The organism is Planctomycetaceae bacterium (genome assembly GCA_039680605.1).
Classification (GTDB): Bacteria; Planctomycetota; Phycisphaerae; order SM23-33; family SM23-33; genus JAJFUU01.
Map to the genome: position 1 here is coordinate 1 of JBDKTA010000034.1, position 14159 is coordinate 14159.

Annotated in this window: 13 protein-coding genes; 5 read left to right on the forward strand and 8 right to left on the reverse strand. The window is 65.1% G+C overall.

The window, feature by feature from the left end:
* Positions 1-292 precede the first annotated feature (292 nt).
* Complete coding sequence (tatC, locus tag ABFD92_10045) at positions 293-1222, reverse strand: twin-arginine translocase subunit TatC (GenBank protein ID MEN6504870.1); 930 nt, start codon at positions 1220-1222, stop codon at positions 293-295.
* A gap of 123 nt (positions 1223-1345) precedes the next feature.
* On the opposite strand from tatC, the gene ABFD92_10050 reads away from it, so the two are divergent.
* The 5 genes from ABFD92_10050 to ABFD92_10070 all read left to right on the forward strand — a co-directional run bounded on the left by ABFD92_10050 (position 1346) and on the right by ABFD92_10070 (position 6323).
* The gene (locus tag ABFD92_10050; GenBank protein MEN6504871.1) at positions 1346-1567 is read left to right on the forward strand and encodes a hypothetical protein; all 222 of its coding nucleotides are present in this window, start codon (positions 1346-1348) and stop codon (positions 1565-1567) included.
* A gap of 32 nt (positions 1568-1599) precedes the next feature.
* The gene (xerC, locus tag ABFD92_10055; protein ID MEN6504872.1) at positions 1600-2565 is read left to right on the forward strand and encodes a tyrosine recombinase XerC; all 966 of its coding nucleotides are present in this window, start codon (positions 1600-1602) and stop codon (positions 2563-2565) included.
* 134 nt (positions 2566-2699) lie between these two features.
* Positions 2700-3566, forward strand: a complete 867-nt coding sequence (locus tag ABFD92_10060; GenBank protein ID MEN6504873.1) for a Rossmann-like and DUF2520 domain-containing protein — start codon at positions 2700-2702, stop codon at positions 3564-3566.
* Position 3567: 1 nt separating this feature from the next.
* Complete coding sequence (locus ABFD92_10065; protein MEN6504874.1) at positions 3568-4545, forward strand: bifunctional 5,10-methylenetetrahydrofolate dehydrogenase/5,10-methenyltetrahydrofolate cyclohydrolase; 978 nt, start codon at positions 3568-3570, stop codon at positions 4543-4545.
* 188 nt (positions 4546-4733) lie between these two features.
* Positions 4734-6323, forward strand: coding sequence for a hypothetical protein (locus ABFD92_10070; GenBank protein MEN6504875.1), 1590 nt, complete (start codon positions 4734-4736; stop codon positions 6321-6323).
* 86 nt (positions 6324-6409) lie between these two features.
* On the opposite strand, the gene ABFD92_10075 is transcribed toward ABFD92_10070, so the two are convergent.
* The 7 genes from ABFD92_10075 to ABFD92_10105 all read right to left on the reverse strand — a co-directional run bounded on the left by ABFD92_10075 (position 6410) and on the right by ABFD92_10105 (position 14051).
* Positions 6410-7324, reverse strand: coding sequence for a methylenetetrahydrofolate reductase (locus tag ABFD92_10075; protein MEN6504876.1), 915 nt, complete (start codon positions 7322-7324; stop codon positions 6410-6412).
* Positions 7324-8007 (reverse strand): methylenetetrahydrofolate reductase C-terminal domain-containing protein, encoded by a 684-nt coding sequence (locus tag ABFD92_10080; protein MEN6504877.1) that lies wholly within the window; start codon positions 8005-8007, stop codon positions 7324-7326. The genes ABFD92_10075 and ABFD92_10080 overlap by 1 nt, the downstream gene beginning before the upstream one ends.
* 122 nt (positions 8008-8129) lie before the next feature.
* Complete coding sequence (locus ABFD92_10085) at positions 8130-10202, reverse strand: FAD-dependent oxidoreductase (protein ID MEN6504878.1); 2073 nt, start codon at positions 10200-10202, stop codon at positions 8130-8132.
* Between the two features lie 131 nt (positions 10203-10333).
* Positions 10334-11236, reverse strand: coding sequence for a tyrosine recombinase (locus ABFD92_10090; GenBank protein ID MEN6504879.1), 903 nt, complete (start codon positions 11234-11236; stop codon positions 10334-10336).
* Between the two features lie 183 nt (positions 11237-11419).
* Positions 11420-11866, reverse strand: a complete 447-nt coding sequence (locus tag ABFD92_10095; protein MEN6504880.1) for a helix-turn-helix domain-containing protein — start codon at positions 11864-11866, stop codon at positions 11420-11422.
* Positions 11867-12007: 141 nt separating this feature from the next.
* Complete coding sequence (locus ABFD92_10100) at positions 12008-12808, reverse strand: sugar phosphate isomerase/epimerase (protein ID MEN6504881.1); 801 nt, start codon at positions 12806-12808, stop codon at positions 12008-12010.
* A 76-nt stretch (positions 12809-12884) separates the two neighbouring features.
* Positions 12885-14051: a uroporphyrinogen decarboxylase family protein gene (locus tag ABFD92_10105; GenBank protein ID MEN6504882.1), complete on the reverse strand. Its 1167-nt coding sequence runs from the start codon at positions 14049-14051 to the stop codon at positions 12885-12887.
* Positions 14052-14159: the final 108 nt, after the last annotated feature.

Here is a 14159-nt window from a genome sequence, read left to right on the forward strand (position 1 = left end):
CGTCGCACATTGCCAACACACGCTTACGTAAATCCATTGAGTATGCTTTCATTTCAAGCCTCCATGCTTGACCCAAGCATACACAACTTCTTCAGAGGGCGCTAGATGTGTTCGTGACTTGCTCTAACGTCGCCGTCGGCCTTAATCCGAAAAAACAGACTGTCCATGCGGCCCGCTTCCGTAATTTTCTGCAAGTCTTTTCCATCTAAACATATCTGCGGCCTCTGCGATCTCCGCGGTGAAATATCTGGATTAGCGGAGAACCTCATCGTAACTGCCGACGGAATCTTGACTACCCTGCTGCGATCTCTTCCCGCCTGGCTTTTCGCTCCACCAGCAGCCACGCCAGCAGCACGCCTAGTTCGTACAGGAGCTGCATGGGAATGGCCAGCATGAGCTGGTCGAGCGGGCTGGGGGACGGGGTCACGATGGCGGCCACCACCAGCACGGCTACCACCACGTGGCGGCGGTACTTGTTGAGGCTCTTCACGCTCACCAGGCCGACCTTGGCCAGCACCAGCACGGCTAGCGGAAGCTGGAAGCACAGGCCAAACACCACCATCGTCCAGGTCACAAAGTCGATGTAATCGTCCAGCCGGAGCATCATCCGAACGTTGATCTGGTCGGCGAACCAGATCAGGAATCGGTACATCGGCTCGGCCATCACGAACATGAAGAACAGGGCCCCTGTGACGAACAGCGCCGCGGAGAACGGGACCGAAAAATACACGTACCGGCGCTCGCGCTTGTACAGCCCGGCGGCGACGAACTTCCAGAGCTGCCAGCAAATCCATGGCGCCGCCAGCACCAGACCGGCCACCAGGCACACCTGGAAATAGATCGACACCGGTTCGACCAGCGTCTGGGTGATGAAGTCCGGGTCCTTGTGCAGCGAGCGCATGATGTCGTCGAAAGGCTTTCGCAGGAATGTCAGCAGCCAGTTGCCCCACCAGAGCGTGACGCCCATCGCCACGGCCAGGCCGACGATCGCCCAGATCAGGCGGCGGCGCAGCTCTTCGAGGTGCTCGCCGAGGCTCATCCGCGGACCGCCGGCCTCCTCGGGGTCGTCCTCGTCCGCCTCGTCCATGCGCGCCAGCGGGCGCGCGGGCTGCGGGTAGTCCGGCGCGTCGGCCGGCGGCGCGAGCTCGGCGGCCGGAGATGCCTCAGGCGGCTCCGGTGCGGGCTCGGGTATCAGATCGTCATGGTCGCTCAGGTCGTCCACTCTATGAGTATATCACGCCTGAATGGTCCGTGTGCAGCCACTTAAACTGCAGGTGCGCCGGTTTTCGTCCGATAACTCCTACGTGGTCAGCGGTCGCCGCTGACCTATTTCAGGAGTTGGGCGATGTCCATCAAGCGTACGTTGAGTCTGGAGAAGCAAGGCCACACCTACCTCTTCACGTACGCCCCCGGCAGCGAGAACCAGATCATCGACGAGTTGATGCGCCTGGCCGACGACGAGCAGTGTACCCTGGACTGGATGGACGCCGCGTCGCTGAGTTTCCAGGTGGCCCAGGGCGTCGTCGAGATGGCGGCGGCCTCGGCTATCATGCAGAGCAAAACCTAGCCGCCCCGTGCGGCCCGGCCATGGAAGGCCAAATGCACGATCTACCTCTCATCCGGCAGTTTCTGGACTACATCGCCAAGCAGCGCAATTTCTCCGAGCACACCGTTCGCTCGTACCTGGCTGACGTGACGCAGTTCTGCTGCTTCCTGGCCGCCCGGGCCGCCGATCCCACTGCCGTCCTGACGGCAGAGGATTTACCCGCCCCACAGGACGTGCCCCCGGCGGCGATGGGGGACCAGTTGCTGGCCGTCACGCCCGTGACGGTGCGGGCGTACCTGGCGATGCTGCGCAACAGTCAGTACTCCAAGGCCACCACCGCCCGCAAGCTCGCTTCGCTGCGGAGTTTCTACAAGTACCTCGTGCGGGGCGGGCAGTTGCAGGCCTCGCCGGTCAGCGTCGTTCGCACGCCGCGCCAGGATAAGCGTCTGCCCAAGTGCCTCGACGTGCAGCAGATCGACGCCCTGCTGACCGCCCCCGACACGCACACCTTCCTGGGCGCCCGCGACCGGGCGATTCTTGAGACGATCTACTCCTCCGGTCTGCGCATCAGCGAACTGTGCGGGCTGAACATCGAAGACCTCGATGAGTTCTCCGAAGCCTTGCGCATCCGCGGCAAAGGCAAGAAGGAGCGCCTCGTGCCGCTGGGCAGCAAGGCCATCGAGGCGATCAATGCATGGCTCAAGGCTCGCACGGGCGAGTTCGGCGCCGCCGAGCACGGGCCGCTGTTCGTCAACCGCAGCGCCCAGCGCCTGACGGACCGTTCGGTGCGTCGCAAGCTGGACAAGTACCTTCTGATCGCGGGGATTCCGCTGAACATCAGCCCCCACGCGCTGCGGCACAGTTTCGCCACGCACATGCTCAACGCCGGAGCGGACCTGCGCTGCGTGCAGGAGCTGCTCGGCCACGCGAGCCTCTCGACCACGCAGATCTACACGCACCTGACAACGACGCGTCTGAAGGAAGTCTACGACAAAGCGCACCCGCTGGCGGCGAAGTAATATGGAGTGCGGCAGCCTTAGCTGCCGCTTTGGAAGTTTCTCAATTCCAAAAACTGCGAAAGCGGCAGCTAAGGCTGCCGCACTCCAAAGGCTGCGCTTGACGCCAACGCTCTTGTGGCGATACTGGACGATTCATGGCCGAATCATTCGACATCGCAATTGTCGGCGCGGGCAAGGTCGGGACGGCGCTGAACGCACTGGCAAGCATTAGTGGTTTGCGCGTCGCGCTTGTGCGGCGGGGCGAGGCGATCCCTCCTGTGGAACTGGTTCTGCTGACGGTGAATGACGACGCCATTGAGCCACTCTGCAATCAGCTTGCCGATGCCAAAGCTTTTAAGAGTGGCGCTGTGGTAGCTCACTGCAGCGGGGCGCTGGGCAGCGATGCTCTGATTTCTGCGCGAGAGCAATGCGGCTGTCATGTCGGCTCGATGCATCCGCTGCAGACGTTTCCGACGGTCGAGGCCGCTGTTGAGACGCTGCCCAAGGCGTATTGCTTCTGCGAGGGCGACGCGCCGGCGGTCGAGGCTCTCTATGCGTTCGCCGCCCGCATCGGCAGCAAGGCGGTTGTCATGGACAGCGGCGGCAAGGCGCTATACCATGCCGCGGCCGTCATGGCCTGCAACTACCTGACGACCCTGCTGGAGTGCGGGCTGGAGCTGATGGCCGCTGCGGGGGTCGACCCCAAGCTGGCCGCAACCGCCCTGCTGCCGCTGGTTCAGGCGACGCTGGATAACAACGCTGCGATGGGACCGGCAGCCGCCCTGACGGGCCCGATCGCCCGCGGCGATGTGGCGACGGTCGCGCGGCATGTGGCGGCGCTTCGGCAGGCGGTCGTGGCTGTCGGTCCTTCGGACCTCCCGCCACGGCACCCGGGGGCGACGCTGGCGCTGTACCGCGCCGCCGGATTACGAACGATTGAACTGGCCCTGAAGAAGGGAACGATAGACGCCGCCAAGGCCGACGCCTTGCGGAAGATACTCAGCGAAGGAAAAGAGGACTGACATGCCCGCGAAGATTATTGACGGAGAACCCTTAGCCGCGAAGATGCTCGAACAGGTCGCCGCCGACGCCCAGGTCCTGACCGCCGCGGGCAACAAGCCCAAGCTGGCCGCCCTGCTCATCGGCGACAGCGCCCCCAGCAAGATGTACGCCAAGAGCCAGGCCCAGCAGTGCGCGGCCGCCGGGATCGACTACGAGCTGATCGAACTGCCCGAGAACATTTCGCAGGCCGACGCGCTGGCGCGGGTGCAGCAGATCAATGCCGACCGCTCGATCAGCGGCCTGCTGCTGCTGATGCCCTTCCCCAAGCAGATCGACGCGCGCCTGGTGCAGCAGACCATCGCCCCGTCCAAGGACGTCGAAGGCATGGGTCCGGCGAACATGGGCAAGCTCTTCTACGGCGGCGGGATCGTCTCGCCATGCACCGCCGCGGCAGCGGTCGAGCTGCTCAAGGCCACCGCCGGCAGCCTGGCCGGGCTGGAAGTGGTCGTCGTCGGACACAGCGAGATCGTCGGCAAGCCCATCGCGGCGATCCTGCTGCAGAGCCTCAGCGAAAGCCCCACCGTCACCGTCTGCCACGTCGCGACGAAGGACCTGGCGTTCCACACCCGCCGCGCGGACGTGGTCTTCGTGGCCACCGGCGTGCCGCAGGTGCGCTGGAACGCGTACAGCCGCAAGAAGAAAGCCGGCGAAAACCCGCCCCTGCCGGACCTCAAAGGCCTCATCAAGGGCGACATGCTCAAGGACGGCGCCATCGTGATCGACGTGGCGATCAACCGCATCCCCAAGGCGCTGGACGCTGAAGGCAACCCCGTCCTCAACGACAAGGGCAAGCCGGCGATGATCACTGTCGGCGATGTGGACTTCGACTCCGCCAAGGACAAAGTCGGCGCCATTACGCCGGTGCCCGGCGGCGTGGGCCCGGTGACGGTGGCGATCCTGCTGCGCAACACCATTGCCTGTGCGAAGGCAAACGCATAGTGGGGAAAAACGAACTGATAGAATGGTGGACTGCTGGCGCGGGCCGGCGTTCCGCGGCGGAACTTGTTCCGCGCGGTTTCTTCCCTGATTCCAGGATGCGCGTAAGGCAGATCGCACTGCAGAACGCGCGGGGCAAGCCCCGCCGCTAAAGGCTATACTAATTGCCCGTGCTTAAAGCAAATTACCAAATGCCGGCAAGTCTCCGCTGGTTGGCGATGGCGATCCCGGTCGCATTGGCGATAGCGGCGGCGGCGGGAGTTCTTGGCGCCACGGAACCGCGTGGCCCGGGCATCACCTCCGACAGCGTCCATTATATCAGCATCAGTCGCCAGCTCGCCTGCGGGCACGGGTTCCGATGGGGCTGCAGCGCCAACCCCTGCGCGCTGTGGCCGCCGGGATACCCCGCCGCGTTGGCGGGGGCGGCTGCATTGGGCGTGGCGCCCGACGCGGCGGCGCGATGGATCAACGCCATTGCGATGGCGGCCATCGTTTTGGTCTCGGCGGCGTTTGTCTACAGGCACTCGCGATCGATGCTCGCCGCCGTGGCTGCGGCGTGGCTGATCTACGCCTCGGCAATGCTCTTGGAGACGGCGTGCTATGCCTTGTCGGACACGGCGTTCATTCTGGCGGTCATGGTCTTCCTGTACTTTGCCGACACGCTGCTGAAAGACCTGTCGCCGGGGCCTTTGGCGGCCTTGGCGTGCGCGATCACCGCCGCGTTCATGCTGCGGTACATGAGCGTGGTGCTGCCGCTGGTGGCGGTCCTGCTGCTGCTGATCAACCGCAGGCAGCCCTGGAGCGTCAAGCTTCGCCGCGGCGGGGTCTTTCTTGCCGGCTCCTGCGCGATTCCGGCGGCATGGCTGGTACGCAATTACGTGCTGACGGGAACGCTCACAGGCCCCCGCCCGCCGGCGGCGGCGACCCTGGGCGAGAATTTTCTCGATGCCGGGGCGACGCTCGCCCGCGGTTTCCTGCCGGGCAACGGGTCATCCTATATCAGTGCCGAGGCGGCTATGGCCGTCTTCCTGGCGCTGGTGGCAGCTCTGCCCGTCGCCGGGATCCTCATGCGGCGTCGGCTCAGCGGGCCCGACGACTCTCCCGGCGCGCCGGCGTCGGTGGGCGCATCGTTGCTGCCGGCGTACTTGCTGACCATCGTCTACGTCGTCTACGTGATAGCAGCCGCCTCGCTCGCCGCGGTCGAGCCGATCTCGACTCGGTACCTGGCGCCGGTGTATCCGATCGTGATCTCCGCGACGGCGATCGCGTGCGGCCGCATGATCGCGGGCCTGGGCCTATCGCGGCGGGGTGCGGTGGCGGTGGCCGCCTTCGTCATCGCAAGCGCCGGAATGTTCCAAATCCAATCTCTTTACGCCGCCTACATCGTGAACTGGAGCCGCCAGGTGGGCTTGGGGTACAACGACCAGCGTTACCGCCAGTCGCCGCTGCTTCAGTATGCTGCCGCCCGCGCAGACGACGGAACCATGCAGGCGAGCAACTATCCCGAACTGGTCTGGCACGTGACGGGGCAACCATGCATCAACCTGCCCCGCCGCAGCGGGTACCGCTCGCGGAACGACATCCGCACCGCATCGCTTGATGATTTCGGTCACGCGCTGGATCGCTTCGGGACCCTGCGGGTGATCTGGGTGGAACCTGCGCCGGAAGATTTCATGCCGGTGGCGGAATTGGCAGGATACGTCAAATTAGATCTTCAGGCCTGCCTGAGCGACGGGGCGGTCTATCGGGCGAGCAAGCGGACACAGGCGCGTCCGAACTGACGCCTCGCCGCAGGCGATTCTCAAGCCCACGCGCGACATCGCGCTCTAATCCGTAATCCGCAATCCCAAATCCGCGATCGCGGTTGTTACGCCAGTCCCGCCTGCTGGATGATCGCCGGGACGCAGTGGTCCCATCCCAGCGTCATGAAGTGCGTGCCCTGGCACATGTCCTTCATCTCGCGGACGAGCTGGGCGCAGATCTCGATCGAGACCTTCTCGCGGTCTTCCTTGGCGCAGTCGGTGAGCTTCTGGATGATCCAGTCCGGCACGACGACGCCCGGGACCGACTTGTTCATGTACTTGCCCATGCCCGCGTTCTTGAGCATCACGATGCCCACCAGCACCGGGATCTTGAGGTGCTGAATCTTGTTCATGAACTTCTCGAACGCCGCGGGCTCGTAGACGGCCTGGGTCTGGACGAACTGCGCGCCGGCCTCGACCTTTTTCTCCAGCTTGATGATCTGCGGCTCGACCTCGTCGGCGCAGGGCGTGACGCAGCAGCCTTTGAAGAACGTCGGCACGCCGTCGAGCTTGTTGTCGTTGCCCTTCATGTCCTTGCCCAGGTCGGTGCCGGCCTCGAGCTTGCTCATGGCCATCAGCATGCCGACCGAGTCGAGGTCGTAGACGGGCTTGGACTGCGGGTGGTCGCCCATGGTGACGTGGTCGCCGGTGAGCACCAGGACGTTCCGCACGCCCAGGGTGTACGCGCCCAGGACGTCCGACAGCAGCGAGATGCGGTTGCGGTCGCGCGTGACCATCTGCAGCACCGGCTCGATGCCCTTGTCCAGCAGCAGCTTGGCCCCGGCCATCGAGCAGGCGCGCATGACGGCCGTCTGGTTGTCGGTGACGTTGACCGCCGAGACGATTCCGCTGTGGAGATACTCGACGGCCTCATGGATGACCGGCTCGATGTTGACGCCCTTGGGCGGGCCGATCTCGCCGGTGAAAACGAACTTGCCTGCCAGCAGGTCGGCCTGGAACTTGCTCACGGGTGCGGTCATTACTTGCTCTCCTGGTCGTCGGTCATCTCGGCCAGCACCATCCGGCGCACGCCGTTGCCGCGGTCTTTTCGATAATCCGGGGCTGCACGCAGCTTGCGGTACTCGTCCAGGCGCCCGGTCTCATTGAGTCGTTTGTAAATCAGCAGCCAGCCGCAGTCCATGTCGGCTTTGACTTCGCACTTGCCCTTGTTGGTCCCGCCGCAGGTGCCGTTGACGAGGCTCTTGGAGCACTTGGCCACGGGGCAGATCCCGCCCGTCCAGCCGAGCATGCAGTCGCCGCAGCCGCGGCAGTATTCTTCCCAGATGCCCTTGGCGACGTTGCTGGCCAGGAACGTGGTGTTCATGCCCGGCAGCACGGGGGTGGCCGGGGCCTGCTCGCCGCTGTACTGGATGCCCGCCCCGCACGCGATCGACAGCACCGCGTCGTAGTCGCCCAGGGGCTTCTTGAGGTTGGCGAAGAACTCCTTCTCGCACTGGCGGGTGATGCAGTCGAACTCGACGGTCATCTCCTTGCCCGCGGCCTTGGCGGCCATGCGAAGCTGCGTCGCCAGCACTTCGGCCTGGCGCTCGCCGCCGGTGAGGCAGACCGCCACGCACCCGCCGCAGCCCAGCACGAGCACCTTCTTGTACGGAAGGAGCATCTGGAGAATCTCGTCCATCGGTTTGCGTTCAGCAACGATCATTTCTAGCTCCTGAAATCGGGCCCTTTGGAGTGCGGCAGACATAGCTGCCGCTTTGGAAGTTGTTCGGTACCGAGAAACTGCCAAAGCGGCAGCTAAGGCTGCCGCACTCCATAATGGTCCTTCTATGTCTTGATCTTATCAGCCGCGGCGGCCATCGCTTCTCGCATGGCGGTGCGGCCCTGGTCGGCGGCGTCGACGACCTGCACCATGTCGGGCGACAGGCCGATGTCTTTTAGCAACTGCTGTACCTGCGCGGCGCGCTTGTGAACTCGCTCGGTCGCGCCGGGATAGCGGTCGGCCCCGCTGGTGCATGAGACCACGATCACGCCGTCGGCGCCGTTCTCGATGGCGTGGAGCATCTCGGCTGCCGAGAGGCGGCTCATGCTCGGCAGATAAATCTCCGCCACGCCGGCGATCTTGTCCTCGAGCGTGCCGGCCCAGGCGGCTGCGGGGCTGTGATGCCCGCAGACGTAGGCGACGATCTTTCGCGGCCCGCTCATCGAGGCCAGTTCGGACTTGGTGTGGTCAACCAGCGCCTGCGTGTCCCAGCCGCGTGCAATGATGGCGTTGCCCGGGCACTCGGCAATGCACATCCCGCAGGCCTGACACAGGGCCGAGCTGATCCGCGCGACGTCCGTCACCACCGGAATGTCGAACGGGCAGACGCGCAGGCACGTCAGGCAGGCGACGCACTTGTCGACCAGCACCTCGGCGCCGGCGCCGCAGGACATGCAGCGGCGGGCCTCGGCCAGGGCGGCGTCATCCGAGTAGTTGTGATCGGTCTCGGTCCAGACCTTGTTGCGAATCTCGGGCGGCTCGGTCGGCACGGGGTTGCGGGCGACCTTCTTGACTAGCGCCGCGGTTTCGGCGTCGATCTTTTCGATCGCCGGAGGCAGCGCGTCGTCGATGGCGATCGCGCGACCCGACAGGAACATATCCACGGCCTTGGCGGCCCGCTGGCCCGAGGCGCAGGCCTCGACCACCGAGCCGGGCTTGGTGACGATCTCGCCGCAGGCGAAGACGCCCTCGACGTTGGTCTGCTGAGTGGCGGGGTTGAACGTCAGCCGCCGCCCGTCGACCACATCGAGCCCGCTGCCCTGGGCAAAGCCCCAGTCCGGCGCCTGGCCGATGGCAAAGACGATCGTGTCGCACTCGAGGGTCTGCACGTCGGCATCGTCATACGCCGGGGCGAACCGCTTCTGCTCGTCGAACACCCGCGTGACGCCGCGGGTCTTCAGACCCGTGATTTTGCCGCCGCTGGTCACCACCTCGACCGGTCCGCGGCGATGTACGAACGCCACGCCCTCTTCCTCGGCCTCGCGGGCCTCCCACGAAAACGCGGGCATTTCCTCGTGCGTCTCGAGCATCACGCAGCGGACTTGGGTGGCCCCGTACCGCACGGCTGTGCGCGCGGCGTCCATCGCCACATTGCCTCCGCCGATGACGACGACGTTCTTGCCAATGTCGACGGGGCGGTCAAAGGCGGCCGCGGCCAGGAAATCCAGCACGGGCAACACGCGCGGGTTGTTCGCCCCGGGCAGCGGGAGCATGCGGCTGGTGGACAGGCCCGTCGCGACGACGACGGCCTTGAAGCCGTCCTTCATCAACTGCGCGATGGTCTTGTCCTTGCCGATGGTGCAATTCTTGACCACTTCTACGCCGTGGGCGCAGATCCAGTCGATGTCCTGCTGGAGCACGTCGCGCGGGAGGCGATACTTTGGAATCGCCGAGACGGGAATCCCTCCGGCGACAGGCTGCTTCTCGAACACTGTCGGGCGATAGCCAAGTTTGGCCAGGTCCAGCGCCGCGGCCATGCCCGCCGGTCCGCCGCCGATGACGGCGACCTTGGCGCGGTCCTGCTTGACCTTGTGGACAGTGGCGCCGGCGGCGCCCTGGCGCTCGGAGACGAACCGCTTGACCTCGCGGATGGCGACGGGCTCGTCGACTTCCGTGCGGCGGCAATTGCCTTCGCAGGGATGATGGCAGATGCGCCCGCAGACCGAGGCGAAGGGCAGGGCCTCGCGGATGACGTCGATGGCGTCCTGCCAGCGGCCCATGGCCGCCAGTTCGATATACGCCCGCACGTCGGCATGCACGGGGCAGTTGTACCGGCAGGGCGCCCACTCTCGGCGCATCAGGTCGCTGCCGGCCGCCTGGGCGGCCACGTCGGCGGATGTCAGATCACCGTCTCGCATGGAACGTCTCCAACTGCTGTGGAAAAGGCCAAACCATAGAACCTCCGCCGCAGCCTGTCAAGGGGGCCTCTATTATACGTGTAACGCCGCAGCCCGGGGGGGGAATGTGCGGGAGAATCAAGCGAAGGATGTCACGCCCGCGGATGAAACTTCTTGTGTACGGCCTTGAGGCGGGCGGCGTCGACGTGGGTGTAGATCTGCGTGGTGGAGATATCGGCGTGGCCGAGCATCTCCTGAACGCTGCGCAGGTCGGCGCCGCGCGAGAGCATGTCGGTGGCGAAGCTATGTCGCAGCGTGTGCGGGCTGACCTTGCCCCGCAGCGCCACGCGCCGCGAGTACTTGCGCATGACGTAGAACACGTCCTCGCGCGACATGCACTTGCCGCTGCGCGAGAGAAACAGCCAGTCGCCGCCGTCACGCGCCAGCGGGGCTCGCCCGCGGTCGAGATACTCCCGCACCGCCGCCAGGGCCGAAGCCGCCACCGGCACGACGCGTTCCTTGCTGCCCTTGCCGATGACGCGCAGCACCCCGACGTTGAAGTTGACGCCGGTCGTCTGGAGCGAGGCGGCTTCGCTGGCCCGCAAGCCGGCGGCGTAGAGCAGGTACAGCAGCGCCCGGTCGCGCAGGGCGAAGGCGTCCATGTCCGCGTTGGGGGAATCCAGCAGCGTCGCAACGCTGCGAGGGTCCAGGACCGTCGGCAGGCGATTCCACTTGCGCGGCGGGTCGATGCTCTCGGAGCAGTCGCGATCGACGATGCGCTGCATCGCCAGGTAGCGGCAGAACATGCGGACGGCCGCCAGCTCGCGGCAGATCGACGAAACGGCATATCCGGCGTGTCGCTGGCAGCGGAGAAATCCTTCGATCGCCGCGGTCTGCAGGTCGGCCGACCCGCAGCCGCCCCGCTCGCGCAGGTACGCCAGGAACATCGTCAGGTCGTTCTGATACGCCAGACGGGTATTGGCTGACAGACCGCACTCGGCCTGCAGATAGTCCAGGAAGGGTATCAGGTGCTCGCCCAGATCGGGACAGGCCAATCCATTCTCCTCTCAATCCGGCCATCCTGGCCGAACGGATGCTTGCCTGGATCAATATCGACCGCCCGGCAAGGGTCGCTTGAGAGGTTTCGGTGGCATCGCCATGAATGCCCGCGCACGCCCATGGCGACCCGCTGAACAACGCGTGTCGTCATGCCACCCAGCCAATGCGCCCTCTGGGGTTTACTTCTGGCCCAGGGCGCTGCGGGCTTCGCGCTTGCCCATCTGGCGGGCCTTGGCCAGCATCGCCCGCGTCTCCTTGCGGAGGCGCAGCGAGCCTTCTTTGCGTTCGTATTGATAAACCTGCTGTCCGGAAACGCCCAGCAATCTGCCGAAATCCGCCTGCGTCAGGCCGAGCTTGACGCGCAGGCGAGACATCATCTTGCCCGTCACGCGCATCCGATCGAGGCTCTTCTCATCGACCGGACCGCCCTTGGCTGCCGGAGACGTCGCGACGTGCTTGTGCAGAATGCGATTCTGGCGCTCCAAGGCCGATATCCGCCGCTTCAGCGACGCCGCGACACGCTTGAGCCGCACGGTCTCCTTCTGCAACGGCACAGCCGCCGCTTTCACCTCTTTGCGGGCCAGACGAGTGATTTCTTCCTTAAGCACTTTCAGAATGTTCGGCATTATTCCTCTTCCTATCCTCCCCTGTAAACTATGACGTAAGATACTAGCGCCCGTCACCACCGCGGTCAAGTCTTTCTGGCAAATCCCGCGTGATATCTCCGCCGCGACCGCTTTTCAAACGAGGCTGCAAATCGACCCATCTCACGCCGGCCGCTCGAAAAGCGCCCGGGCGTATTGGATGTCTTCGCCTATCTGTTCGTCGACGTGATCATGATCGCTGTACTCTGCCGTCAGACAAATATCGCCGACGAATCCGCGCTGGACCAGTTCGCGGGCGACCCAGGGCCAGTTCGCCCGGCCGGCCCGGGCGGTCGTCCAGATGCTGCGCCACAGAACCTGCCCGTTTTCATCGGGCGCTTGCCCCTGCCAGATCGCGCTCTTGAGGTTCACCACGCGCAGGTGCGACCAGACGATGTCCAGCGCCAGGTCGGGCTGTTCGCCCTCGAGGCCGTTGTGCCCGGCGTCCCAGACCGCGCAGATCTGGTGCGGGTCGTACTGGCTGATGGCGTGGTGAATCTGCATCGCGTTGGCAATGTACCGCCCGCAATGGTTCTGCACGCCGATGGCCACGCCGTAGCGCTCGAGCATCGGCATCATGGCCTCCCACTGCTTCTGCTGGGCGGCGATACCCGAGAGATAGTCCGTATCGCGGGCGATGCCCACGCAGATGCGGATGATCGGCACGCCGGCGGCCGCGCAGGCGGCGATCGTCGGCTCGTCCGTCGGTCCGGCGACGGTTCCGATGCGCACGCCGTGGTCGGCCATGATGCGCGCCGCCTCGGGCAGGGCCTTGCCCACGTTCTCGGGCGTGACGGGGTAACCGGGCCTCACCGGCATCTCGATGCCGTCAAAGCCCATCTTCTTGACGAAGGCGGCCAGTTCCGCCGGGGCCAGCTTCGGCCAGGGTTTAGTAAATACGGTAAAACTGACTTTTTCGTTCATGGCTATTCCTTCCTGTCCTGGTGGCACAGGCTTTCCAGCCTGTGGCCCCCCAGCCTGGAAAGACCGTGCCACCGGATCAGCGATTGTCTTCGATAGTCCTGAGCATGGCCAGAATGTTCTCCGGCGGCGTGCCGGGCATGATGAGGTTTGACGCTCCGACGATCACGCCGCCGCAGTCGTGCGCGACGGCCAGGCACTCCATCGTCTCGCGCTTGACGTCGCGGATGCTTCCGCGGTGGAGCACCTGCACGCGGATGGTGCCCTGGAACGTGACGCGCGGGTACCGCTGCCGCAGCCGCCGCAGGTCCATGCCCGCGCTGGCGTCGGTCTCCATCCAGCCGTCGACGCCGATGACGTCGAACATCTCGTCGGCCAACGGCCAGAAGTTCCCGTCGCTGGTGTAGAAGTAGAACATGCCGCATTCGTGGCACGCGTCGACGATCTTCTTCAGCGCCGGCGAGACGACGCGGCGAAACAGCTCGGGCGAGATCGTCGGCCCCTGCGCCGAGCAGAAGTCCATCCCGGCGATGTTGACCTCCAGCCCCGCCATCGCCATCGCCGGCACGGCCGCGGCGTACATCTTCGCCCGGGCCATCAGCAACTGCGCGTACAGGTCCGGGTAGAGGGCGGCGCACATGAGGCTGGAGGCGTTGTGCATGTCGACGTAGACCGTGCCCCCGCCGTGGCGCACCAGGTAGTCCGGATACTTCCGGATCGTCGCCTGGAGCTTCTCGTCGGGTCCCTTGGGCGGCGCATAGCTGGCGGCCTGCTCCTGGGCGGCCTGCACCTGGCGGGAAAACTCTTCTTCTGTGGGCGGCTGGACGAAGGTCCCTGGCGGCCCGGCAGCGGCGCCGCTGTCGGTGCGGGTGAACAGTTCGGTCTGGGGGTTGTAGGTCATCGTGAACGACTGCCCTTGGCCGCCGTCGAAGAGGAACGTGTCGTCGCTGAGCTTCTGGGCGGGCTTGAGGCCCCAGCGCCAGTACCCCAGGCGCAGCAAGTCCATCCCGCAGGCTTTCGTGATGGCCACCGCGTCGCTCTCGCAGCGGGCGACGAACTCGGCGTGGGCGTCGGGTCCGGCGCACAGGGCGTTCATTTCCAGCCACTGATTGTGCGCCCCGCCGATGCAGACATCCGCCCGACCGAGGATGACCGACGCGGCATGGCCGGAGAATTGCAGATGGTACACCGGAGCCTTGTCGACCGCCCGGCCGCGGATGGTATTCAGGATTCGTTCCTTGGACATCATGGCGATAGACGGAAGTAAGCAGTAATCAGTGAAAAGTAATCAGTGAAAAGTAACCAGTAAACAGCAACTCCCCGTTACTGGCTGATTACCGATTACTGCTCACTG

Excerpts from the sequence above, each read along its gene's own strand:
- ABFD92_10080 (MEN6504877.1), bottom strand. The coding sequence starts at position 8,007 with ATGATCGTTGCTGAACGCAAACCGATGGACGAGATTCTCCAGATGCTC.
- ABFD92_10075 (MEN6504876.1), bottom strand. The coding sequence starts at position 7,324 with ATGACCGCACCCGTGAGCAAGTTCCAGGCCGACCTGCTGGCAGGCAAG.
- ABFD92_10105 (MEN6504882.1), bottom strand. The coding sequence starts at position 14,051 with ATGTCCAAGGAACGAATCCTGAATACCATCCGCGGCCGGGCGGTCGAC.
- ABFD92_10070 (MEN6504875.1), top strand. The coding sequence starts at position 4,734 with ATGCCGGCAAGTCTCCGCTGGTTGGCGATGGCGATCCCGGTCGCATTG.
- ABFD92_10060 (MEN6504873.1), top strand. The coding sequence starts at position 2,700 with ATGGCCGAATCATTCGACATCGCAATTGTCGGCGCGGGCAAGGTCGGG.
- ABFD92_10065 (MEN6504874.1), top strand. The coding sequence starts at position 3,568 with ATGCCCGCGAAGATTATTGACGGAGAACCCTTAGCCGCGAAGATGCTC.
- ABFD92_10100 (MEN6504881.1), bottom strand. The coding sequence starts at position 12,808 with ATGAACGAAAAAGTCAGTTTTACCGTATTTACTAAACCCTGGCCGAAG.
- ABFD92_10095 (MEN6504880.1), bottom strand. The coding sequence starts at position 11,866 with ATGCCGAACATTCTGAAAGTGCTTAAGGAAGAAATCACTCGTCTGGCC.
- ABFD92_10050 (MEN6504871.1), top strand. The coding sequence starts at position 1,346 with ATGTCCATCAAGCGTACGTTGAGTCTGGAGAAGCAAGGCCACACCTAC.
- ABFD92_10085 (MEN6504878.1), bottom strand. The coding sequence starts at position 10,202 with ATGCGAGACGGTGATCTGACATCCGCCGACGTGGCCGCCCAGGCGGCC.
- xerC (MEN6504872.1), top strand. The coding sequence starts at position 1,600 with ATGCACGATCTACCTCTCATCCGGCAGTTTCTGGACTACATCGCCAAG.